Below are 21,389 nucleotides of genomic sequence, written 5' to 3'. Positions count from 1 at the left end.
TATCAGGTTAAGACAACTGTTTTTTGAGAAGCTGCGCTCCGCCCGGCTTCTCAAAAAACAGTTGTCTGCTTCTAAGCGCACAGCGCTATGTGCAACACGGCAAGATCCAACAAAACTGTAAAACAAGCTAACAGAACGTTTTAATGAATGGGTCTGACAGTACAATGTGGCTCTGTGAAAGGTCCTGAAACGGTCAGTGAAAGGTTTGCTCTATGACTTCCACCACTCGTCGGTCGCCCCAAGTTTCTGCTGCTGCGCCCACTGCGGAACCGCAGCAGGTTGATGCCTCCACTCCAGCTCAACCATCTTCCTCTCAGACACATTCAACACCCACTAATTCAACGCAGGCTAATTCGCGATCGCACCAGAAGGGCTTCATTGTCCAGTTTGATCAGGTGAGCAAAACCTATCGCAATCAGACCCAAGCGTTAGAAAACATCAACTTACAGGTTCGACAAGGAGATTTCTTGTTTATCACTGGGCCATCCGGTTCGGGCAAATCGACGCTACTCAAGCTGATGTATGGTCAAGAGCGAGCCACCAGCGGCGAAATTAAAGTACAGAATTACGATCTGAAAAATCTGCGGGGGCATCAACTGGCTCAATTACGTCGTCGGATTGGGATTGTGTTTCAAGATTACAAACTAATTCCGCGCCGCACGGTAATGGAAAACGTCGCGTTTGTACTGTGGGCACAGGGATTTACGCGCAAAGAAATTCAGCGCCGCTTAGAGCCAACGTTAAAAATGGTGGGTTTGTATCATAAGGCTAAATGTTTCCCAGATGAGCTATCGGGAGGCGAACAGCAGCGGGTTAGTATCGCCAGAGCGGTGGTTGGAACGCCACCTTTACTGCTAGCGGATGAGCCAACCGGGAATTTAGATCCCGATAATTCTTGGCAGATTATGAAAATTCTCAAGAAGCTCAATTCAATCGGTATCACGGTGATTGTGACAACCCATGATGAACATTTGGTGCGCTTATCGAATCAGCCTGTAATGCAGTTACGACACGGCCATTTGTTACAAGTGCGGCGCTAAGCCATGGTCAGCGCACCTGAACGCACTTAAACAAAGAAGTATCTTTTATTACTAGGCAGTAACAAGTATTTCCTGATTTTTAGTTCATTCATCAAGAAATGATGAGCAAATAGACAAATCATTTTGGATTGGTCTAGAGCTAGATTAGTGTGTAGGAATCTCCTGTATATGCGGGTGGTTAGTTCAGGCAACGCGACGGGTTTCGATTGTCTAGCTTCGGTTTTGTCGTGGCTCATCTTTTTACTCACTCTCTACAGCGAATTCATCTCTTATCTGGTGATACCTTGTTTCAAGAAGGGGAACAGGGTGATTTTGCTTATATTTTGGAAGAGGGTGAGATCGACATTATTGCCAATATTCATGGCAAAAAGCACACGTTGAACCGACTCGAAACGGGCGTTTTATTTGGTGAATTAGCGCTGATTGATGGTCGTCCCCGTTCGGCAACTGCGATCGCACGTACAGATTGTTTGCTGACTGTCATCACGCCGGAGCAGGTTGAACGACGGTTGCTGTCGGCTGATCCGGTTTTACAAATGCTGTTGCTGAGCGTGACTCGCTATTTCCGCTCGGAAGCAACTCGCCGCATGACGCAGGGCTCGCTGACCGCTGATGCCGTTATTCCCAATGTGGCAGATCCGGTCGTTGAGACGATAGAAGCTCGGCTGCTAGCCGCTGTTGATTTGATTCGCTTGGAATGTGAACTGCGATCGGCGATTGAGCAGCAGCAGTTTCAACTGCATTATCAACCGATTGTGCAACTGGCAACAGGGCAGGTGAGCGGATTTGAAGCCTTGATTCGCTGGCAGAGCCCGACTCGTGGATTTGTGCGGCCCGATCGGTTTATGCCGCTGGCTGAAGTCACGTCGCTGATTTTGCCGCTTGGGGAATGGGTGATTGCAGAAGGGTGCCGGGTGCTGCAGGACTTGCAGCGCTGTGTATCCTATCCCCTGTTTATCAGTTTCAATATTGCGAGTCAGCAGATTCAAGACCCCAACTTTATTCCCTTTTTGCGGAAAGTGGTGGATCGATATCAGCTACAGCCTAAGCAAATCAAGCTGGAGATTCTAGAACGCAGCCTGGTCGATAGTGACGAAGCTATTGCCTGGATTGAGGAGTGCCAGGCGGATGGATTTGCGATCGCACTTGATGATTTTGGCACGGGGTACTCCAGTCTGGAATATTTGAAGCTTTATCAGTTTAATACGCTCAAAATCGACAAAACCTTTGTGCAAGACCTGTGCGACAACACGCGAAGTCAGGGACTCTGTCAGGTGATTATTCAGCTCGCTCATACATTAAATATGACGGTTGTTGCCGAAGGCGTTGAAACCGAAGCTCAGCAACAGTGGCTGACTCAATTGAACTGCACGTATGGTCAAGGCTATCTCTTTTCAAAAGCTTTGCCCCATGAACTGCTTAAGCCGTATCTGCAACAGATGGAACAACCGCTGTCTTTGCAACGACCGCTGTGACATCTTTTCTACGTTTTATAGCTCTACTAAGTAGGTTGGGGTAGAAAAACTACGCCATATTGAGATTTGCAAACAACTCGAAGGCTATAGCCATCAATCGGTTTGCCTTTTGTTTACATTCAGTTACACAGATGCAGGTTTCAGCCCGTACCTACTTAACACTAAAAAGCCGGGGTCATGCCCCGGCTTTTTAGATCGATGCTGTCTCAATTCAACAGCCATCTGGCCCACAGAACTGGTGCGCGTACAGTACTTCCGTGTCACAGATATAGGTAATGCCCGAATAATCGCCGAAAAACTCCGCTGCGAGCCGATCCGAAATTTGCAGAGCCATATCCCGATCTTCGGTGAGCACCTCAATCTTTATATTTGCCTGGGTGTCGGAAACGCTGGGTTGTCCTGACGAGCGCACGTTGCGGCTGCCTTTACCACCAGCTTCCACGACCGTATAACCAGTCGCCCCGGCTTCGTCGATGATTTTGGCAATCTTTTTCAGCAGCATCTTTTCCGTGACGATAACGAGCTTTTTGGCTGGCTTGGCCATAGTGTTGACCTCTCTGCGAGTGTATTCATTCAACTGCTTTAACGGGTCGCCGAGCCACGAAAGCACCGGCGGACCGTAACTCGTTTGGAATTAGCCGCTGCCTATTAGCACCTGGGCAAGCCCGATATAGAGCGGGATTCCAATTGCGATCGCAATCGGCGTGCCGATGGCTGTGGACGCACCGATGTAGGCAGAGGGATTGGCCGATGGGATACCACCTCGCAAAGTAGGAGGGCCTGAAATATCTGAACTGGAGGCGGCAATGACGGACAGGAGCACAACACCGCCAGCGCTGAATCCTGTGGTGATGTGGGCAATGTAGCCGAGACCGAAGGCGATAAACCCATGCATCAGTGGCGCAACAAAGGCATATAGGGCGTACCACTGGGCTACCTTGCGCAGCTCATTAAGTCTTGCCCAAGCCTCCATACCCAGGATCAGCATCAGGATCGAAAGTAGGCCGCGAAAGAGAGGTTCATAGAAGCTCTCATAAACACTTTCTGGTCGGGTTAGCAAGCCTAGAGCGAGACCGAGCAGCAGTGCCGATAGGGCAGGACCCTCAAGACTTTCCTTGATGATGGGCCAAATCTTGACTCGCTTGCTTGGGGTATCGCCCGACTCGCTAGAAGATCTGCCTGCGCCACCGCCCGGCGCACCAGCATATCCGCCTGCAGAACTGCGCTGGTCGCGGGTAGAATGCCCACCTGCAGGAATGGACTGCTCGCTGGAATACCTGCCTGAGGTAACCGTCTCCTTGCGGAGATAATCCTCATTTTTGAGATATTTGTTGCGCTTTTGCTTGCCGAGATAAATGCTGGCCAGGACGATCGCAGTTACGAGTGCTGGAATATCCATGAAGGGATAAAGCGCAGCGGACCAGGCCTCATATTCGATGCCTTGTGCTTCCAGTACCGTTATGCCAGCGGCGAGGGTAGAGCCACTCACGGCCCCAAACAAGCCCCCGGTCGCAATGGCATCTACGGTTCTGACGCCTGGCAGTCTGGCCAGCGTGTTGTGCGCGATGAACACGATCAGGATTCCGATTGCCACGGCGAATATTGCAGGCAACAGCATATCGGCCAGATTGGCCTCACGGATTGCAATACCTCCCTTCAGGCCAACTTTGATGAGCAGCATGAAGACGATGAACTTATAAATCGCATCTGGAATTACCAGTCGGCTACCAAGGGCGGCAATGACGATACCACCCAGTAAAAAGCCAAGTGTTGGGGACTGCAACTGCGCCCCGAAGCGGGTCAAAAAATCGGACAAGAAATCCACAGAAACCTCCTTCCACCTCCTTTAATGAAGGGTGATTATTAGTAATTAGCTGAACTTTGAAGACCTGAAGAAAACAAGGGAGAAAGGCTTCACCCCTAAAGCACAGGTGTTACGCGAGAACCTGTTGACAGGTTTTGCTCAGAGATAGCTGTTCTCCGAACGGTATTGAAGGCGATCGCTGTTCTGCATCACCTTGTATAGACTTAGATCTATTAAGATCTGTGACTTCATGTGCTTAAGTCTATCATCCGAAGTGATAGTTCTTGCGCCCTGTTAGCACAGATTTGAAATAAAATGTCAAATCTAAATCATAAGTTCTTCTTTTGTTCTTTGGTTTTCAGCATATTTTGGGCTGATGTGAGGTTGCGAGTTTGCGATCGCAGATCCACACTCCTGCCTGATATTGTTCATGAGGTTCCTTGTGCTATCTGTGTCAATGTCTCGTGGACAAGAAATATGGCCACTAAAAAGCCGGGGGCATGCCCCCGGCTTTTTAAGTCTGTGTCGTCTCGATTTATCAACAGCCATCTGGCCCACAGAAACTGTGCCCGTACAGCACCTCCGCGTCACAGATATAGGCAATGCCCGAATAATCGTTGAAAAACTCTATTGCGACCCGATCCGAAATCTTCTCGGCCATATCCCGACTGTCGGTGAGCACCTCGAACTTTATATTCGCGGTGGTGTCGGAAACGCTGGGCTGTCCTGATGAGCGTATATTACGACTACCTTTACCGCCGGTTTCTAATACCGTATAACCGGTCGCTCCGGCCTCGTCGATGATCTTAGCAACCTTTTTCAGCAGCAATTTCTCTGTGATGATAACGAGCTTTTTGGCTGGCTTGGCCATGTAGTTTACCTCCTTACGTATATATTTATTGAACCATTTGGTCGCCGAGCTAGAGGAGCACCGGCAGACCGGAGCCGTCTGGGATTAGCCACCCGTCATCGCCTGGGCTAGCCCAACGAAGAGCGGTATGCACAGGGCAATAGCAACTGGTGTGCCGACAGCTGTGGATGCGCCGATATAGGCGGAGGGATTGGCCGAGGGGATACCAGCCCGTAACGTGGGCGGCCCTGAGATGTCTGAACTGGAGGCGGCAATGATGGCCAGGAGCGCGACGCCGCCAGGGGTGAACCCCGTAGCGTAGTGGGCAATCATGCCGAGACCGAAAGCGATAAACCCATGCAGAAAGGGTGCGAAAAAGGCATACAGAGCGTACCACTGGGCCACCTTGCGCAACTCATTGAGTCGTGCCCAGGCTTCCATTCCCATAACCAACATCAGAATTGAAAGCAAACCGCGAAAGAGAGGCTCGTAGAAGCTTTCAAAAACGCTTTCAGGCCGGGTGAGGATGCCCAGGGCAAGACCGAGCAGCAGTGCCGATAAAGCAGATCCCTGAAGGCTTTCCTGAACGATGGGCCAGATCTTGACTCGCCCACCTGCGGAACCGCCTGGTTCGCTGGAATATCCGCCTGAGCTACCGCCGCCGCCGGAATATCCGCCTACAGTACCGCCCTGGTCAATGGAATATGCGCCTGTGGGAACTGCGGGAACGGGCTGGTCGATGGGAGTCCCGACTGCAGGAACTGCGGGAACGGGCTGCTTGCCGAGATACTCATCCTTGCTGATATAGGCATCATTTTTATATTTGTTGCGCTTCTGCTTGCTGGTATAAATGCTGGCCAAGACAATCGCAGTCACGAGTGCTGGAATGTCCATGAAGGGATAAAGTGCGCCAGCCCAGGCCTCGTATTGAACGCCTTGCCCTTCCAGTACCGTGATGCCAGCGGCGAGGGTAGAGCCACTCACGGCCCCGAACAGGCCCCCGGTCGCCAGGGCATCTACGGTTCTAATACCCCGTAGCTTGGCTAGCGTATAGCTGGCAACGAATACAATCAGGATCCCCGTTATCACAGCGAACAGCGCGGGCAGCAACATTTCCGTTAGGTTGGCATTGCGAATCGCAATGCCGCCGCTCAGGCCAACTTTGATGAGCAGCATGAAGACGATAAACTTATAGATCGCATCGGGAATGGCCAGTTGGCTACCGAGGGCGGCAATAATGATACCGCCCATCAGAAACCCAAGCGTTGGGGACTGCAACTGCGCCCCGAATTTTGTTAAGAAATCTGACAAGAAATCCACGTTGTAATTCCTCCTTAATTTGGATGTTAGGGGTCAGGACGGCAGCTAAGTATGGCCTCGAATCCTGAGTAGCGGCTCTGCGCATCCGGGTGAGCAGCGAGTTAAACCGCCACTCTATTGCATCTGCATTCCGGTGCGTCATGGGCTGAATGGACGACCCGAAGTATCCAGCACCGAGCGATTAACGTTGAAGCCATTCAGGTTAAACGCCATCGCATTCACTCCCAGAGCTGCAAACCAGATGCAGACTGCGGGAAACACGGCCAACGAGAGACGAAGATGGGGCTGACTGCGAAAGCCCCTGCAATGTACAGAAAGTTCCGACAAGTTATGCAAGAGAAATTTGCCATAAGTACCTCCTTCCGACCCCCAATCAAGAGGAACGGTCAACTTATTTTTGTAGGTGAACAAACTTTTATGAGCCAGTAAAAACCAGTGAAAAAAGCAGGGGTGAATGAATCACCCCCACAAAACACAGGTTTTGAGAGAGCTCTTAACCAATAGGCTGTTCGGAGTATCCGCTTCCGAACAGAAGGATCTGCGATCGCATTTGATCCATGTACGAGTCCATAGATTCGACTCTATGTAGAACCGTTTCTACATGTGCTTAAGTCTATCTTAAAAAATCCTGGAATTGAACCCTTTGTAGGGCAAAGTACGAATGGATTGTTAAATTCCAGATATAAGCAAAACTTTTGACTTTGTAGTTTTGTTATTTTTAGGGCTAATGATCAATTGTGACCAAAGATTCCACTCAATGTTTTATAACGCTAAGTCAGTGGAATGAAATTCACCGTTTCGACTAAAAACCTCGCGATGTAAGGCTTTCAGTCTGAAGGATGAAGGCTATCCACTTAATCTGATCGCTCTCAGTCATGGAAGCCCAATATCTGCCCAATAGCTAAAGAAATACGCTCTTTTATATTTCATTGGATATTTCACCTCGTTCACCTCGTAGATGGCATTAGACTTTATCGGAAATTGTTTGGTAGCGCGGCTCCGCCGCGCTACCAAACAATTTCCAACCCCAAAAACTTTATTTCTCACATCTTGCACCTTGCAAACCAAAGACCCAGAAGGGTGATTTTGCCGCCGCGTCGCGGCGGCAAAATCACCTCTTCGGGTTTGAGTGCAAGATGTGAGTATTTCCAATAAAGTCTATTGATTGGGAGGATTAGACATGGCTGTATTAACCCGATGGATATGGGTTCTGGCCTCGTTAATGGGCAGTTTGAGCGTATTGGGTGCGTTAGCATTCGAGAATGGGCGCTCAAGTCCTCCGTTTCAAACCTTTGCTGCACCGTGTGGGCCGCATCAAGAGCAGATTTCTCCTGATGCGGCCCACACGGTGCAGCAGTTGCTGGCTGTAGCGGGTACGAGCGACTGTACTGAAGCCGAGGCGTTGCTGAATCAGGAGACAGCTCTCGTGCTAGAACGACTACAGCTCAAAGATATTAGCCCTCTAGCTACGCTGGATCAACTGCAGTGGCTTTCGCTTAGCGTTAATCAAATTGAGGATGTGTCGCCGCTGCGATCGCTAGCTAACCTGGAGCATTTATTTCTCGATACCAACCAAATTTCTAATCTGCGCCCACTGTTACGATTAAGTAATACGATTAAGTAACTTGAAAACTTTATCGCTCTATGATGATGAGATTAGCGATATTGCGCCCTTAGCTCGGCTGTCTAACCTCCAGCAGCTCTCCCTCTTCGACAATCAGATTGAGGATATATTGCCAGCCAGCCTTAACTAGCTCGTCAACCTATCGCTGTTTGACAATCAAATTCAGGATATATCACCGCTGAGCGGATTGGAACAGCTCCAGTACCTAGCTTTGGGCCGCTCACAACCGTTGCGCCTCTCCAGCAGCTGACTCAGCTATCCTGGCTAGACTTATATCAAGCTCCGGTAACGGACGCCGAGAAGCTCTCGACGTTGCCGCAACTGGCGCGATTAGATTTGCGCGGCACCGAAATCCGCGATCGCACTTGTCCGGTGCAGCCTGCAACAGTTTGTCTGTTTTCTCCGCTCGATTCAATGAATTTAGAACCCGCAAAAATATAGCGCTTCTTGCGCTGATAAAGGGGAGGTTATTTTTTGAAAGCCGCGCTCCGCGAGGCTTTCAAAAAATAACTTGTACCTCAGTAGATCAGGAAAGGCCATAATATAGCTAGAGCTAATGTTCACAAAAGATAATTCGGGCTCTTTCTAGTCGGAGTCGCGATTAATCGACTCCTAACAAAGGAGTTTCAGTGGTTGGAGTTGAGCGAATCTGGCGCTCAGTAGATGAGGGCGGAAACAAATTGAATAAAGCAATGGCTAAAATTAACCCAAACCCACAGCCCAGCAAGAAACTCCAGCCATGAGAGGGTTCCAAGGCACACAGCAATCGACGATTGCGCCCATAAACATGCACAATCCAACCTTCATCGACGATGGGCTCTGCTTGTTTTTTCATGATTCATACTCCTTTAGGCGTTAGCGAAAACTATAAGCATCACCGTTAGTAACGACCTCAAAATCAATACTGGCTGCCGGACTTGCGATGTTGAATGGCAGTTACACCTGAGGGATCAAGCACATTGCCATCGTTGACTGCGGTATAAATCAGCCAGTGATCGCCACACTGTATCCAGCCTTGCACCGTACATTCGAGATAGGCAAGCGCCTCTTCGATAATCAGACAGCCGTTTTCAGCCTCTCGATGGGCAACGTGAGCAAAGGGCTGATCGCCCGGCTGGGGTTGATAGGAAAAATGCCGCCGGATGGTGCGCCCTTCCTTGAGCAGATTGAGCACAAACGTTGCATTCGGATGCAGTAAATGGCTGGCCGCCGAATCAGCTGCGATCGCAATCATCAGTCCAGGTGGGCTAAATGAAGCTTGGGAAACCCATGAGGTTAGTGTGCCGCTATGGTGATCGCCTTGCCGAGTCGTGATCACACCGATAGAGCCAATGATCCGGCCAACCGCTTGTTCCGTTCGGTCAGTGTGAGTTTCAGTCGCGGCTTGACGCGGTAAGCGGCGCTTCTTTTGTTTTCTCAACTGCTGGGCAAAGATGGCACCAGCCTGTTGACACATTGCCAACTTGGCTTGGTCAGGACTAAACTGAACTCGAATTGTGTCAAACCCAAGCCGATAGTTGTTGATCCGCAGCTTGTCCTCAATTAAATCAATCGCTTCTCCGCTCCAGCCATAGGAGCCAAATACGCCTGCCAGCTTTGTTTGGATTGCTGAGGAGAGCACAATTCCAAGCGCGGTCTGAATTTGAACGGGCGCATGGCCGCCCAAGGTCGGGGAACCAATGATGAAGCCATCGCTGGCCACCACGGCCTCTGCCAGTTCTTCTGGCTCGGTTAGCTCGCAGTTCAGGGCATCAACTGCAATACCAGATTGAATTAACCCCTGTGCGATCGCATTCGCTAGAGTAGCGGTATTTCCATAAGCCGAGGCATAGATCAGCGCCACTCGTAAGGTCTGCTGCGCCTGCTGCTGGCACCACTGGCGATAGTCCTTCTGCAAGCGGCTGAGGCTGTAACGGACAAGAGGGCCATGTCCCGGAGCGAGACATTTCACGGGTAAAGGTGCAATCTGATCTAGTGCCGCTTCGACTTGCTTGGTTTGCGAGGCGTGTAAACAGTCGAAATAGTAGCGGCGATCCACCTCTAATCGTCGCCATTCTTCATCAAACACGGCATCGCCACAGACATGTGCCCCGAACAGCTTATCGCTAAAGAGAATTTGGCTGACTGGGTCGTAGGTGCAAAGCCCATCGGGCCAGCGGGGAGTCGGGACGGGCAGCAACTGGAGTTGGCGACCCTGTCCCAGATCCAAATAGCCTTGGGGCGGGCAGATGATATATAGCCGATCGCTCCAGTCTGGAAAAGCCGCTTTTAGAGCTTGAGCCGCTGGTCGGGAACAGACAATCGCAACTGTCGGTACTCGTTCCACTAAGGCCGCCAATGTCGCCATCCGATTGGGGTTGACGTGGCTAACAACCACATAATCAAGCGTCGTTTCTGCTAAATAGGGCTGTAGGGCTTCTAGGTAAATCTGAGTAAATGATTCGCCCGGTGGATCGATCAGCGCCGTGCGATCGCAACGAATCAAATACGAGTTTGCTGTCGTTCCTTGGCGGCGGTTGTATTCAACTTCAAACTTGAGCCGCTCCCACGTGCGCGATCGCAAAACAGTGATGTTTGATCCAAGCTCTGCAATCTGCACATCGCGAGGACGAGATTCAGCGAGTGGTAGTTGATTTGGAGGAGAGTAGCTTTGGGTCATGATCTGTGACTGTAATTGGGTTTGCTGGGTTGGGTGGGAGGGTAAGAGGTAGGAGGGTGGGAGAGTAGGAGAGTAGGGGCGATATAGAACCGAAATGAGATTGGCACGATTGCAGTGAATTGCTCCTACGCCATGATGAACTTGGAGATTTGTAGCTAATAATGATTACCAACCTTGCGGTGGTGGACGGCGGTGAGGCCGTCGCGTTTGGCGACGCGTCCGGTTTGGACAGTGGCGTAGATGACCCAGTGATCGCCGCAGTCGAGCCGACTGGTGATGTGGCATTCCATATAGGCTAGGGCCTGAGCGAGAATTGGCGATCCGTTTTGCGCGGCATAGGTGGCAACGCCGTCGAACCGATTGGCTCCGGGTGGAAATCGCTTGAGGAAATGCTTCATCAGCGGCTGATAGTTGCTTTCTTCCAGCACGTTCAGCACGAAGCTGTCGCCGATGTGCAGCAGGGATTCAATAGCTCGATCTTTGGAAACTGCGATCGCAACTCCGAGCGGTTCAAAGCTGGCTTGAATCACCCAGGAGGCCAGCATGGCGCTCGACACATCGCCCTTTTTAGCCGTAATCAGATATAAGCCGCTGCTGATTCGGCCCAAGGCGCGGTCGAGATTGGAAGCCAGCGATTTGCTTTGCTTAATCGTTTGATCGCGGTTGAGGTACTGCCCTAAATCGATTCCGGCTTCATCACAGAGCTGATCGGTGACTTCGTTAGGGACTGACTTAATTAGAATCGGCGGAAAGGCTTCCCGCAAGCCCAGCTCCTGAAGCTGTGCCCGCAGCGGATAGATCGGTTCATCCTGGCCACCCCCTGTTTCAAATAGGCCGAATGTCTGTTTATTCGACACGGTGGCTAGTATAGTTCCCAAACCCGCATGGGTAGAGGTTTGTGAGGTTTGGGGCGGCATCCCCATCACAATGCCCGCCGCACAGTTGACGAGTTCGCGAATTTCGTGCGGATCGGCCACGGATAAATCCACCAGTTCAACCGCAATCCCTGTTTTAGCAATGCCGTCCGCTACCGCCCGCACAATGCGATCGCTATAGCCATACTCATCGGTGTAGAACAGCGCCACAAAGGTTTCGGCCTGTGCCTGGTTTTGGCTCCAGGTGCGGTAGCGCTCCACCCAGTCAGTGCGATGATGCTGCAAAAGCGGCCCGTGCCCAGTGGCAATCAAATCTACGGTAAACGGGTCAATCCGCTTCAGCGCCATCAGCACCGAGCGGGCGTTTGGCCCCATCAGGCAGTCATAGTAATACTGAAAGTCCGTCTCTAGCAGATGCGGCATTTCATCAAACAGACAATCATCGCAGTAGTGCATACCAAACACATCGCAGGTAAATAGCACCTGCGTCCCGGTGTCGTAGGTGAAAATTGTGTCTGGCCAGTGCAAATTGGGGGCAGAAACAAACTCTAGCTTGTGCCCATTGCCCAAATCGAGCGACATGCCGCTCTTCACCACTAACGAGGTAAAGGGCTGATGCACCATGTTTTCTAAAAACTGAATGGCGACTTTCGAGCCAACCACCGTAATTTGGGGAGCTTGTTCTAAAATCTCTCGCACTAACCCGCTGTGATCCGGCTCCGTGTGATTCACAATCAGGTAATCCAGCTCGGCCAAATTGACTTGTTCGGTCAAACAACTGAGATAGAGATCCTGAAACTTGCGGTGGGACGTGTCTACCAGCGCCGTTTTCTCACCGCGAATCAGAAATGAGTTATAGGTCGTGCCATTCTGTAGCTCAAATTCAATATCAAAGCGATCGCGATCCCAATCGAGACAGCGAATGGCCAAAGTATCAGATGCGATCGCAGCGGTTTGCAGCGTCAGGCGTCCGGTTGGACGCGGTGATTGAGTAGGGGAATCAACCAGTACAACCATGAAAACAGCCTCACTAAACAACGGAATCGTTAATTGAATCTGTTTTTATGGTGAACTGCATACCAACCAAAGTAAAATGTCAATTCTGAAATTAATTCATAAACTATTGATATATTTAGTTGTTTTTTGATTAGTCCAGGTTATTCTCAATGGATGGTGTTGAATAATTCACGTAAATATAGCGGTTCTAGATAAGAACGAGAGAGGAGAGTGCCTCATTTTGAGGCACTCTCCTCTCTCGTTTTCTCACTCTTAAATGGAGTCAGTCTAAAACCGCAGAAGAGAGTCTCGGTTGGCTACTCTCTTTTGCGGTTTGGAAATGGTGTATCAGGCTATTCGATCCGTGAAGTAGCTGAGCTTTCTTCGGCTGGACGAATCAGCGGAAAAGCAACCTGTACCCGCTCACCAATTGAATTGGTAATGGGCATTGAGTGAAAGGTCATTGAGGAATCCGCATCATCGAGAATAGACAGATTCAGTTTCTCGATCTCGCTTTTATCCGATGAGCTGGATGGTTGCGTGAATGAGACTGGAGACTCGGTGGGAGAGCCGTCCATTTCCTGCTGAGCGAGCTGCATCTGCTGCTCAAGCTGTTCAGTGGACGATACTAAATTGCTAAATCCGTAGATTAAGTCGCGGATGTTATCCCGCAGTTCCGGATCACCCGTTAGTTCGTCCAGATCCGCCGTGATTTTTTGCATATTCTGGAAAGTGGCGCGAGCAGAATCGAGCGTCTGCTGCAGCATGAGGATTGTCGTGGGGTCGCTGAGGGCACTGGTCAGATCTTCCAGGTTTTCAGCTGTAGCTGCCGCATTGGCCGTTAGCACTTCTAAGTTCTGCACAAGCTCTCCTTGACTGGTTGCTAGCGGTTCAAATCCCTCTAGCAGAATCCGGACTTGGGTGCTGGTGGCGCTGATATTGTTCAGCGTGCTAGTTAATGCTGCTTCATTGGCATCCAGTAGCGCATTAGTGCGATTGGCGGTCGTGCTGATTTCGTCGGCAGCACGGCTCACCGAGTTGGCAACCGTGATGGCCGAGTTAGACAATGGGCCGAGTTCGGCCTGAAACAATTTGACCAGGGTGGTGACTTCTTCGGTCAGTTGGGCGACTTCTTCGGCGGCGTTGGAGGAGTTGCGGGTGAGATCCTGGATGTTAGCAAACAGTTCTGGATCGGTAAACTGATTAGATAGCGCAATCGTGGAGCGAATCAGCTCATTGAAGTTGACGCCCGGATCGCCCGGTTGAACATCGCCTGCACAAACCAGCACGTCGCTATTGCAGTCTTCATCCAGTGGATTATTCAGCGCGATCTCCGTATCGGTCAGCGATGCCCCCATGCGCGGATAGATGTCGATAGAGGTTTCACCCAGAAAACCAGCCTGATTGGCCTGAATGGACACATCATCAGGGATGTGGAGCTGAGGATCTTCGATTTCGATTTGAACTTCCACTCGGTTGGACTGGGGCTGGATGGCGGTTACTTTTCCAACGGGAACGCCACGATAGCGAACCGGCGCACCTTCTTGCATGCCAACGGTATCTTCAAACAGCACCCAAAATCGATAGCTACGGTCGTTAAAGTCTATTCCTTGAATCCACATAATCAGGAATCCAATGAGTCCTAAACCAAATAGGATAAGTAACCCAACCGATCCCTCTCGAATGGTGCGTGCTCGCATAACCGCTGTTCTCCACTGGCGTTCCTAATGCTGATGATATACAGGTTCATGTATAAGAACCCAATCTATTTTTGTGAAATGCTTGCGCCACAAGCATTTCGCAAAAATAAATCATGGGTTTTCAACCGGACTAGTAATAAGCTGGGCTGAAGCCAACGTTGATGATCTTACCCAGGATAGCCTTGTTTCGCGATCGCAAATTTAGATTCCTCTATGCTGCTAGTCCAACCAGCATCAATCTTGCAAGACGGTGTTCAAATCGGCCATTTGTGACCACCTCAGCTTTGCTCGATTTTGCTTAATTCCGCATCTTGTCGGTAAAAGTGGCTGATATCGTCAAGTTGGCTAGTTTTAATGTAGTTCGCCTCCAGTTCGGGCTGCAGCGCTGGTCGAACTGTCTCAAATCGACCTAGAACCACCTGCTCAGGCGCATAATCGCTCAAAATGGTTTGCAGTTGAGACGGCGTGAGGCTACCGGACAGAAAGCGCTTCGTCGAAAAGACCGCAATCTCCGGCGGAATTTTTAGATCGCTATAGAACCCAAAAATCAGGGTGTCGGTAAACAGCCATTCCGTTTGACTATTGTAGGGCTGCATATGTTCCAGCATGGCAAACGGAGCCTGAGATTTATCCAGAAAGCGCTGTGTCGTATGGTTGAGCAGCGCTAGCTTGATGGGGAGTCCGACGAGGAGGGAGAGGGCAAGGAGGCTGGCTGTGGCGATGGTGAGGAGTGAGGAGTGGGGGGTGGATGAGTGGGAGGGTGGATGGGTGGATGAGTGGGAGGGTAGATGGGTGGGGGATGAGGGGGAGGGTAGATGGGTGGGGGATGAGGGGAGGAAGCGGTGCAGTTGTTGGTGCCAAACGGTGAGTGCTGGCTGCGCACCATAGGCGGCGAGCCAGGTGAGGGGAAGTGAAATCAGCAGGTAGTAGTGATACCAGATGGGGCGGTGCCAGGCGAGTACCGTTAAGCTGGCTAGCAGCCAGAGGAGGGGAATGCTGAGTCCTGATCGGAGGGTGCTGAGAAAGTGCGATCGCACCTTCTCAGCCCATAATCCCCATAGGCCCAAACCTGCCAAAATCCAGTAGTCTGGGTCTTTCACCAAAAAGTTGAGGTAGCCGCCCCAGCTATTTTGCCACTCGACGGCGGTGCGGATGTTGGTGTCAAAGTGGCTGAGGGTGGACTGTTCGAGGCTTTGGGAGGGAAGGAGAAAAAGTGCGATCGCGGTTGCGATGCCGAACCCGAGTGACCAAACTGCGCCGCGTCGGAACGCTGGCTGAAGTTTCCCGGTAGCGGCCCTGTTGCTGGTTGGTGTAAGAAGCAGACCCAGCAGCAGCACGGGCAGCAGAAACAGCGTGTAGGCTTTGATTTGCACCGACAGCGCTAGCCAGATGCCGGAGAGCAAGAGCCAGCCAATCCAAGCCGTGCGCTCGTAAACCAGCAGGGTATACATTGCCAGCACAGCCAGAGACAGCGAGGGAATCCCCATCATTACCGCTGCACTAAACTGCACAAAATGGTTCGATATCACGAGCAATACGACGCCAATCAGCGCCGCAGGCGCACCGACGGTGAGCCACATGCAGTGCCCCAGTGCCCAGACCAGAACCGTGGCAAAGCCGAGCGTTAATAACCGTGCAGCCAAGACAGAATGTCCAAACAGCTGTAGCCACGCTGCCCACAGCACCGTCGGCAGCGGTGGCTGGTCGCTCCAAATTTCGCTGTAGAGCTGAAAGCCGCGCAGATACAAATCCGCCTTGGTCAGCTCAATCCCCTCATCCGGATCAAACTGAAACACATCTGCGATCGCAGTCCAGCGATAGGCCAGCACCACAAACGCCAGCGGCACAATCAGGTTAAACACCCAACCCCAATACCGCCCCTGTCGCTCCCACTCATCCACCCATCCACCCCCCACTCCTCACTCTTCACTCCTCTCGCCTCTCGCCTCACTTCCCTCACTCCCCCACCGTCACACCTGCCCGCAGCAGCATTACCTGACGGCTATCGACAATCATGGCGGCAAAGTTGCGATCGCTAAGGATTTTGAGCAGAGCGCTGGCGGATTGAATATCGGGCGTGTAGAGAGCCAGTAAATAGGGATCTTGCCGATAAGCGGCTACGCCAACTTCGCGGGAAATGGCTTGCTGTACGTCTAGAGCCACTTCAGGTCGATTTTCGTAGTCCACTAGGACGGCGTAGCCGACGCCGAGCGGTCGCGGCTGATAGGTGCTGGGGTTCGTGGCAGGCAGAACAGCCGTAGGTGGACGGGCGACGAAGGTCTGAATATCGTTAACCTCACCACCCAAGTACTGGGCCCAAGCGCTGGCGGTTTCCAGATTGGTAAAGCCACCAATGCGGACGACTGGATCGCCAAAGTAATCACAAACTGCGATCGTTGTGCCGTCAGGTACGAGGGTTTGCACCTGCTGCCGCTGCTCTGGCGTTTCGCCAATTACCAGCAGTAGGTACTCATTGGTATTGGGCGGCTGGCAGGGCGGAAATTCTTGAGCTTGAGCCGAGTAGCCAAGGCAGACTGTGCCGATTAAACTCAGCCCACTCAGCAGGAAGCGTAGTCCCTGATGCCGCACATATCGCCGCACAGCTCGACGAGATGGCGTGATTTGACTCTGACTCTGCCGCTGTTCCATTCGATTCGCCCTCACAGAAACACCGAACATTTTGCCACGAGTCTTGCCGAAGTGACTAAAACGATGAAGTTCTTTAAGGCTTGAACTAGCGATCGCGCAGTTGAGCTTCTAAACCCGCTACATCTTCCGGCAGCAAAACGATCATCCGTCCGCTGTAGTTGACGCCAGCCGGATTGCGCGCAACTTCAACCCAGTAGGCGTAGCGATCGCCCTGACGCAGTTCACCTTCCAGAAATGTTAATAGCGGTGAATTGCGGGACTGGCGGAACGTGTCGGCATTGGGATAGGTATAGACGGGTTCGGCTTCCATATAGTCGCGATAGAGATCAGCGCCATAAATCACCCGCAGCGTTTCTTCGAGGCGTTCACGGGTGACGCCGTTGATGATGTCGAATAGCTCAATTTTTTCGGAGCGGATTTCGCCGACGACTCCGGGTTCTAGAGGACGTCCAGGCGACAGGCGCGAGGCTTCAAATAGAAATCGCTGAGCGGCGGTGTCGGTACGCTGTACGCGCAGGCGTTCGCCGAGTTCAGGTTGTAAGGTGGGGTGGGCTTGAATCCAGGCGGCAACATCGTCGGCTTTTTGTCCGGGTAGGGCTGCGGCTGGCTGGCTGGTTAGCGTTTCAGTCGCGGTGTAACCCAGGAGTAAAAGTGCGATCGCACCTCCGATTTTTCTCCCTTGCCGCCCCAATCGTTGATTGTTCCTGTGCTGACCCATATTCCTTTCCTCCAACTCCGCTCCTCATTATGACCATCTCAACGATAAAACGAACATCTTCAACAATTTGTTAACTCACAGCTTGTACCCAAATTCAAAGAAGTAATTTTGCCGCCGCATTGCGACAGCAAAATTACTTCTTTAGGTTCAGTTTTGAATAGGGCAGGCTGTGTCTTGACTCAGGTTGAACGGGGCTGCAATGGCGTTAATATCGCTGAGTAGATGGAACAGAACGTCATCCCAATCAACTGTTTATAGCCTTTCCTGATCTACTGAGGTATAAGTTATTTTTTTGAAAGCCGCGCGGAGCGCGGCTTTCAAAAAAATAACCTCCCCTTTATCAGCGCAAGAAGCGCTATAAACCTCAGTGGTGATGTGTTGCTGATGCGCTCAATTTTTGTTCAAACTCGGCTGAATTTTGCTGCGCTAAGCTTAAATTAGGCTTAAACAACCGAAGCCAGATCATCGAATACGTATCTATCTCGCACTAAACGCCAATGAAGACTGCTAGCCAATCGACTCCTGAACAGGACTCCACCCCTAAAAACGGAACCTCAAAACAGACCTCGACGGGCAAGACATCGTCACTCACACCGCTGCATCAGTATGCCCATGAGGCGATTCGCAAGCATTTCAAGAAATCGACCAAGTATCTGGATGATGTACTGTGCGATCGCGATCCAGAAGATGTGCATCAGATGCGGGTTGGCATGCGGCGGCTGCGGACAGCGCTACAGGTCTTTGAAGGAGTCGTTGTGCTGCCGTCTGGGCTAAGTATTAAGAAAATTGGCAAGCTGGCTAAAGCACTGGGCAACGTGCGGGATTTAGACGTGATGCTGGAGTGGTTGCAGTCTTATCTAGAAAAAGCTGATCCTAAAGTGATTGGGGCGCTGGCACCTGTGATGGAGCGGGTGCAGAAGAAGCGCAAGAAGTGCCGCAAGCGGCTGCGGAAGGTACTGAAAGGGAAGCAGTACGCCGCGTTTGAGCAGGGTTTCCAGACTTGGCTAGAGCAGCCAAAGTATACGCCAGTGGCCGAATTGCCGCTGGAGCAGGTTTTACCCGACTTGCTGCTGCCGCTGATTAGCGAACTACTGCTGCATCCGGGTTGGTTGGTGGCGACTAGCAGCACAAAACAGAAGGGGATTCAGCCGACTAAGCGACTGAACCAAACACAAATTCATCAGGTGCTAAAGCAAGATAGCGACGATCTACATGACCTGCGTAAACAAATGAAGCGGGTACGCTATCAGACTGAGTTTTTTACCGAGTTTTATGGCGATAGCTACCAGGCTCAAACAGAGGAGTTTCGAGTGATTCAGGATTTGCTCGGTCAGCTCCAGGATGGGGCGATTTTGAGCGAGTTTTTAGCGGATGAACTCGATGCCGATTGGCCCAAGCAGCTACCGGATTTACACCAGCAGCTCCAGCAGGAGCAAATTGACATTTGGCGACAGTGGCAGCCAATTCAAGCGAAGTATCTGACCGCTGAATTCCGGCAGCAGTTGCGCCAGTTGGTGTTGACGCCTGGTGCTGCACTTACAGCCAGCCCCGCAGCCGATAAATCACCAGCCCCAGATACTCCTTCAGAATCCGAGTAGTCTGCGCCAGATTTTCGGCGCTAGGCAAAATACCTAAGATGCGACCTTCCAGACTGCTGGTCAGCTCGTCGTAGCTCTGTTCCGACACCATAAAATCGGTCGGAGCTGCGATCGCAGTTATACCCTGTTTCTCAAAGATCGCCAACGAGCGCGGCATATGTAGCGCAGAGGTGACGAGCAGCACCTGATCGAGATCCCGCTGCTCTAGAATCTGCTTGACGTTGATGGCGTTTTGGTAGGTATTTAAGGACTCCGGATCTTGCAGAATCGCGTTGGGGGCAACGCCCATTTCGACAGCAATTTGAGCCATATCTGCCGACTCAGACGCACCGCCATCTTTCCAGTCAATTCGGCCACCGCTGAGGATCAGCCAGGGCGCTTTGCCTGCGTTATACAGACGGGCACCGTGCAGAATGCGATCGCCCGCTTCCATTACGTCTACCCAGGGGCGGGGCGCAATCTGGGAGCGCGTGGCACCACCCAGTACAACAATGGCGTCAGCGTTCGGTAAATTGGCAGGCGGCAGGTTTTGCCATTCCAAGGACTGCGTCAACCCGGTGGCGACCCAGGCGTTGCTGCCCAGCCATAAAACTGCGATCGCACCTAACAGCAAACTCGCCGCCGCACGGGGTCGTTTCCAAAGCAGGAACCAGGCCAGCGCAATCAACAAGCAGCCCAGTCCCAACGGATAGACGAATAGGGGCAACAGTTTTGATAGAAATAAAAACATGGTGGTTGGCAGGCTGCTTTTGATTACTCATTGCGCGAGTCAATCCGAGACTCACCCCGAGAGCGACGACGCTGATACACCGATGAGCTAGGCCGAAACCAGCGATTGCGATTACCCTGACGGGCGCTGCGCCAGAGCGAGATCCGACTGCGTAGGCGACTGATGGCTGTTTCAGGTATGGCTTCAGCTTGATTGGGCGAAGTTGGCGCTTGCCACCAGGTAATAATCAGACTGGCCGCAATCCCTGCTGCTGCTCCTAGGCATAGGCTGAGGGGAATCGGATAATCCAGCAAAACAAAGCAGACGAGAAAAAACAGCCAGAGCTGTAAGCCAATCGTAATCCCTTGGTCGCTCATAATCTTGTTCAGGTATACCTCCAGAACTCAAGCATTTCTGTTATACAGCAATCGGGGTGAGGAGTGAGCGTGAGGCGTGAGGCGTGAGGTCTGTAAAAAAATACTAACAGTGGTTGACTTTTTGATCGGAATTGGGAGCGCTGTGCTAACTTTATCAGCCAGTTTAAGTCTTAAGCAGTGTTTTTCGGTGTGCTTGGAGTAAGTGAGTTATGACTATTCGATTGAAGACGTTAAGGAATGTCTTGGGGTTTGGTGCGATCGCAACTTTAACTCTTATGAGTAGCTTGATGATTACCGCATCGCCTATGTTGGCGGATCGTCCCGGTACGTCGCGTCCGCCTGCGGCTAGTAACGCAACGGCTCGCGCTACGACCAATGCGACTGTTTATGCTTCACCCAATTTGAGTTCTGCAAACATTGTCGGTTCAATTCCCAGCGGCACGGCTGTACAGGTGTTTGATGCGATCGGCGTTTCGAGCACGATGACGATGTATTACGTCGATAGTGGTGTCGTGCGGGGCTGGGTGCGGCAGTCTGATCTGGTTTTTCTCTAATTTCCGCCAGTTTTCTCCAAATCGATATTGGACAGATCCCCCAACGGTGTCATGTCAAGCCCCTAGAATAAGAAGTAATATTTTGTAACAGGATGAGTTGGAGGTCGGCATGGCGGCAAATATTGAAATCTATACCTGGAGTAGCTGCCCGTTTTGTATTCGGGCGAAGGCGCTTTTGGATAAAAAAGGTGTTGACTACACGGAACACCAAATTGATGGTGATGAAGCAGCTCGGTCGAAAATGGCGAAGCGAACGGGTGGGCCACGTTCAGTGCCCCAGATTTTTGTGAATGATCACTATGTTGGGGATTGTCAGGGCATTCATCAGCTTGATGCCCAGGGCAAACTTGACCAAATTTTACAGGGCGGCGCAGCCTAGTTGTTTAAACGAGAATCCCCCTGCCGCATCGCGGCAGGGGGATTCTTGTTTAGCAAGTATTA

Annotated in this window: 21 protein-coding genes and 2 pseudogenes; 9 read left to right on the top strand and 14 right to left on the bottom strand. The window is 51.4% G+C overall.

The genetic code is table 11. The features are described 5' to 3' along the window. Window positions 1-212 precede the first annotated feature (212 nt). Window positions 213-1,040, top strand: a complete 828-nt coding sequence (gene ftsE / locus AC286M_RS28300; protein ID WP_488207562.1) for a cell division ATP-binding protein FtsE — start codon at window positions 213-215, stop codon at window positions 1,038-1,040. A 227-nt stretch (window positions 1,041-1,267) separates the two neighbouring features. Beyond that, entirely contained in the window at window positions 1,268-2,515 is a 1,248-nt protein-coding gene (locus AC286M_RS28295) for an EAL domain-containing protein (RefSeq protein WP_488207561.1), read from the top strand. Window positions 2,516-2,726: 211 nt separating this feature from the next. Here the strand turns inward: AC286M_RS28295 and AC286M_RS28290 are convergent, their stop codons facing one another. The 5 genes and pseudogenes from AC286M_RS28290 to AC286M_RS28270 form a co-directional block, all read right to left on the bottom strand. Further along, entirely contained in the window at window positions 2,727-3,059 is a 333-nt protein-coding gene (locus tag AC286M_RS28290) for a P-II family nitrogen regulator (RefSeq protein WP_488207560.1), read from the bottom strand. Window positions 3,060-3,149: 90 nt separating this feature from the next. Next, entirely contained in the window at window positions 3,150-4,340 is a 1,191-nt protein-coding gene (locus AC286M_RS28285; RefSeq protein WP_488207559.1) for a sodium-dependent bicarbonate transport family permease, read from the bottom strand. Window positions 4,341-4,857: 517 nt separating this feature from the next. Next, window positions 4,858-5,190 carry a P-II family nitrogen regulator gene (locus AC286M_RS28280; RefSeq protein ID WP_488207558.1) on the bottom strand — a complete coding sequence of 111 codons (333 nt, stop codon included), beginning with the start codon at window positions 5,188-5,190 and terminating at the stop codon, window positions 4,858-4,860. Window positions 5,191-5,274: 84 nt separating this feature from the next. Next, a complete protein-coding gene (locus AC286M_RS28275) occupies window positions 5,275-6,489 on the bottom strand; it encodes a sodium-dependent bicarbonate transport family permease (protein ID WP_488207557.1) in 1,215 nt (404 codons plus the stop codon). Window positions 6,490-6,642: 153 nt separating this feature from the next. After that, window positions 6,643-6,756: pseudogene (locus tag AC286M_RS28270) on the bottom strand (photosystem II q(b) protein); the annotation flags it as partial. A gap of 913 nt (window positions 6,757-7,669) precedes the next feature. Between AC286M_RS28270 and AC286M_RS28265 the strand changes: the two are divergent. The 4 genes and pseudogenes from AC286M_RS28265 (at window position 7,670) to AC286M_RS28250 (ending at window position 8,554) form a co-directional block, all read left to right on the top strand. Beyond that, window positions 7,670-8,113, top strand: a complete 444-nt coding sequence (locus AC286M_RS28265) for a leucine-rich repeat domain-containing protein (protein ID WP_488207556.1) — start codon at window positions 7,670-7,672, stop codon at window positions 8,111-8,113. Between the two features lies 1 nt (window position 8,114). Beyond that, window positions 8,115-8,243: a leucine-rich repeat domain-containing protein gene (locus AC286M_RS28260; RefSeq protein ID WP_488207555.1), complete on the top strand. Its 129-nt coding sequence runs from the start codon at window positions 8,115-8,117 to the stop codon at window positions 8,241-8,243. A 12-nt stretch (window positions 8,244-8,255) separates the two neighbouring features. Further along, a pseudogene (locus AC286M_RS28255) lies at window positions 8,256-8,363 on the top strand (hypothetical protein); the annotation flags it as partial. Between the two features lie 62 nt (window positions 8,364-8,425). After that, window positions 8,426-8,554: a hypothetical protein gene (locus AC286M_RS28250; RefSeq protein WP_488207554.1), complete on the top strand. Its 129-nt coding sequence runs from the start codon at window positions 8,426-8,428 to the stop codon at window positions 8,552-8,554. A gap of 160 nt (window positions 8,555-8,714) precedes the next feature. Here AC286M_RS28250 and AC286M_RS28245 read toward each other — a convergent pair whose 3' ends face one another. From AC286M_RS28245 to AC286M_RS28215, 7 genes are all read right to left on the bottom strand, one after another. After that, a complete protein-coding gene (locus AC286M_RS28245) occupies window positions 8,715-8,948 on the bottom strand; it encodes a hypothetical protein (RefSeq protein ID WP_488207553.1) in 234 nt (77 codons plus the stop codon). Between the two features lie 63 nt (window positions 8,949-9,011). Beyond that, the gene (locus tag AC286M_RS28240) at window positions 9,012-10,772 is read right to left on the bottom strand and encodes a flavin reductase (RefSeq protein WP_488207552.1); all 1,761 of its coding nucleotides are present in this window, start codon (window positions 10,770-10,772) and stop codon (window positions 9,012-9,014) included. 155 nt (window positions 10,773-10,927) lie between these two features. After that, a complete protein-coding gene (locus AC286M_RS28235) occupies window positions 10,928-12,664 on the bottom strand; it encodes a diflavin flavoprotein (protein WP_488207551.1) in 1,737 nt (578 codons plus the stop codon). Between the two features lie 332 nt (window positions 12,665-12,996). Continuing rightward, window positions 12,997-14,343, bottom strand: coding sequence for an MlaD family protein (locus AC286M_RS28230; RefSeq protein ID WP_488207550.1), 1,347 nt, complete (start codon window positions 14,341-14,343; stop codon window positions 12,997-12,999). A 278-nt stretch (window positions 14,344-14,621) separates the two neighbouring features. After that, window positions 14,622-16,244: an ArnT family glycosyltransferase gene (locus tag AC286M_RS28225; RefSeq protein WP_488207549.1), complete on the bottom strand. Its 1,623-nt coding sequence runs from the start codon at window positions 16,242-16,244 to the stop codon at window positions 14,622-14,624. Between the two features lie 55 nt (window positions 16,245-16,299). After that, window positions 16,300-16,992: a hypothetical protein gene (locus tag AC286M_RS28220; RefSeq protein WP_488207548.1), complete on the bottom strand. Its 693-nt coding sequence runs from the start codon at window positions 16,990-16,992 to the stop codon at window positions 16,300-16,302. 85 nt (window positions 16,993-17,077) lie between these two features. Next, complete coding sequence (locus AC286M_RS28215) at window positions 17,078-17,710, bottom strand: hypothetical protein (RefSeq protein ID WP_488207547.1); 633 nt, start codon at window positions 17,708-17,710, stop codon at window positions 17,078-17,080. Window positions 17,711-18,207: 497 nt separating this feature from the next. Between AC286M_RS28215 and AC286M_RS28210 the strand changes: the two genes are divergently transcribed. Continuing rightward, on the top strand, window positions 18,208-19,308 hold the full coding sequence (locus AC286M_RS28210; RefSeq protein ID WP_488207546.1) for a CHAD domain-containing protein: 1,101 nt from the start codon (window positions 18,208-18,210) through the stop codon (window positions 19,306-19,308). On the opposite strand, the gene AC286M_RS28205 is transcribed toward AC286M_RS28210, so the two are convergent. Together AC286M_RS28205 and AC286M_RS28200 are read right to left on the bottom strand one after the other, a co-directional pair. Beyond that, the gene (locus AC286M_RS28205; RefSeq protein WP_488207545.1) at window positions 19,247-20,038 is read right to left on the bottom strand and encodes a YdcF family protein; all 792 of its coding nucleotides are present in this window, start codon (window positions 20,036-20,038) and stop codon (window positions 19,247-19,249) included. The two genes, AC286M_RS28210 and AC286M_RS28205, sit on opposite strands and share 62 nt — an antisense overlap. Before the next feature lie 23 nt (window positions 20,039-20,061). Further along, complete coding sequence (locus AC286M_RS28200; RefSeq protein WP_488207544.1) at window positions 20,062-20,394, bottom strand: hypothetical protein; 333 nt, start codon at window positions 20,392-20,394, stop codon at window positions 20,062-20,064. A gap of 209 nt (window positions 20,395-20,603) precedes the next feature. Here AC286M_RS28200 and AC286M_RS28195 point away from each other — a divergent pair, with 209 nt between their 5' ends. Continuing rightward, on the top strand, window positions 20,604-20,948 hold the full coding sequence (locus AC286M_RS28195; RefSeq protein WP_488207543.1) for a hypothetical protein: 345 nt from the start codon (window positions 20,604-20,606) through the stop codon (window positions 20,946-20,948). Window positions 20,949-21,057: 109 nt separating this feature from the next. Continuing rightward, complete coding sequence (gene grxC, locus AC286M_RS28190; RefSeq protein WP_488207542.1) at window positions 21,058-21,327, top strand: glutaredoxin 3; 270 nt, start codon at window positions 21,058-21,060, stop codon at window positions 21,325-21,327. Window positions 21,328-21,389 lie beyond the last annotated feature (62 nt).

The sequence above is a fragment of the Thainema salinarum CENA647 genome (assembly GCF_057732415.1).
Note: the sequence above shows the minus strand (reverse complement) of the source record. Positions and strands in the feature narration are given on the sequence as shown.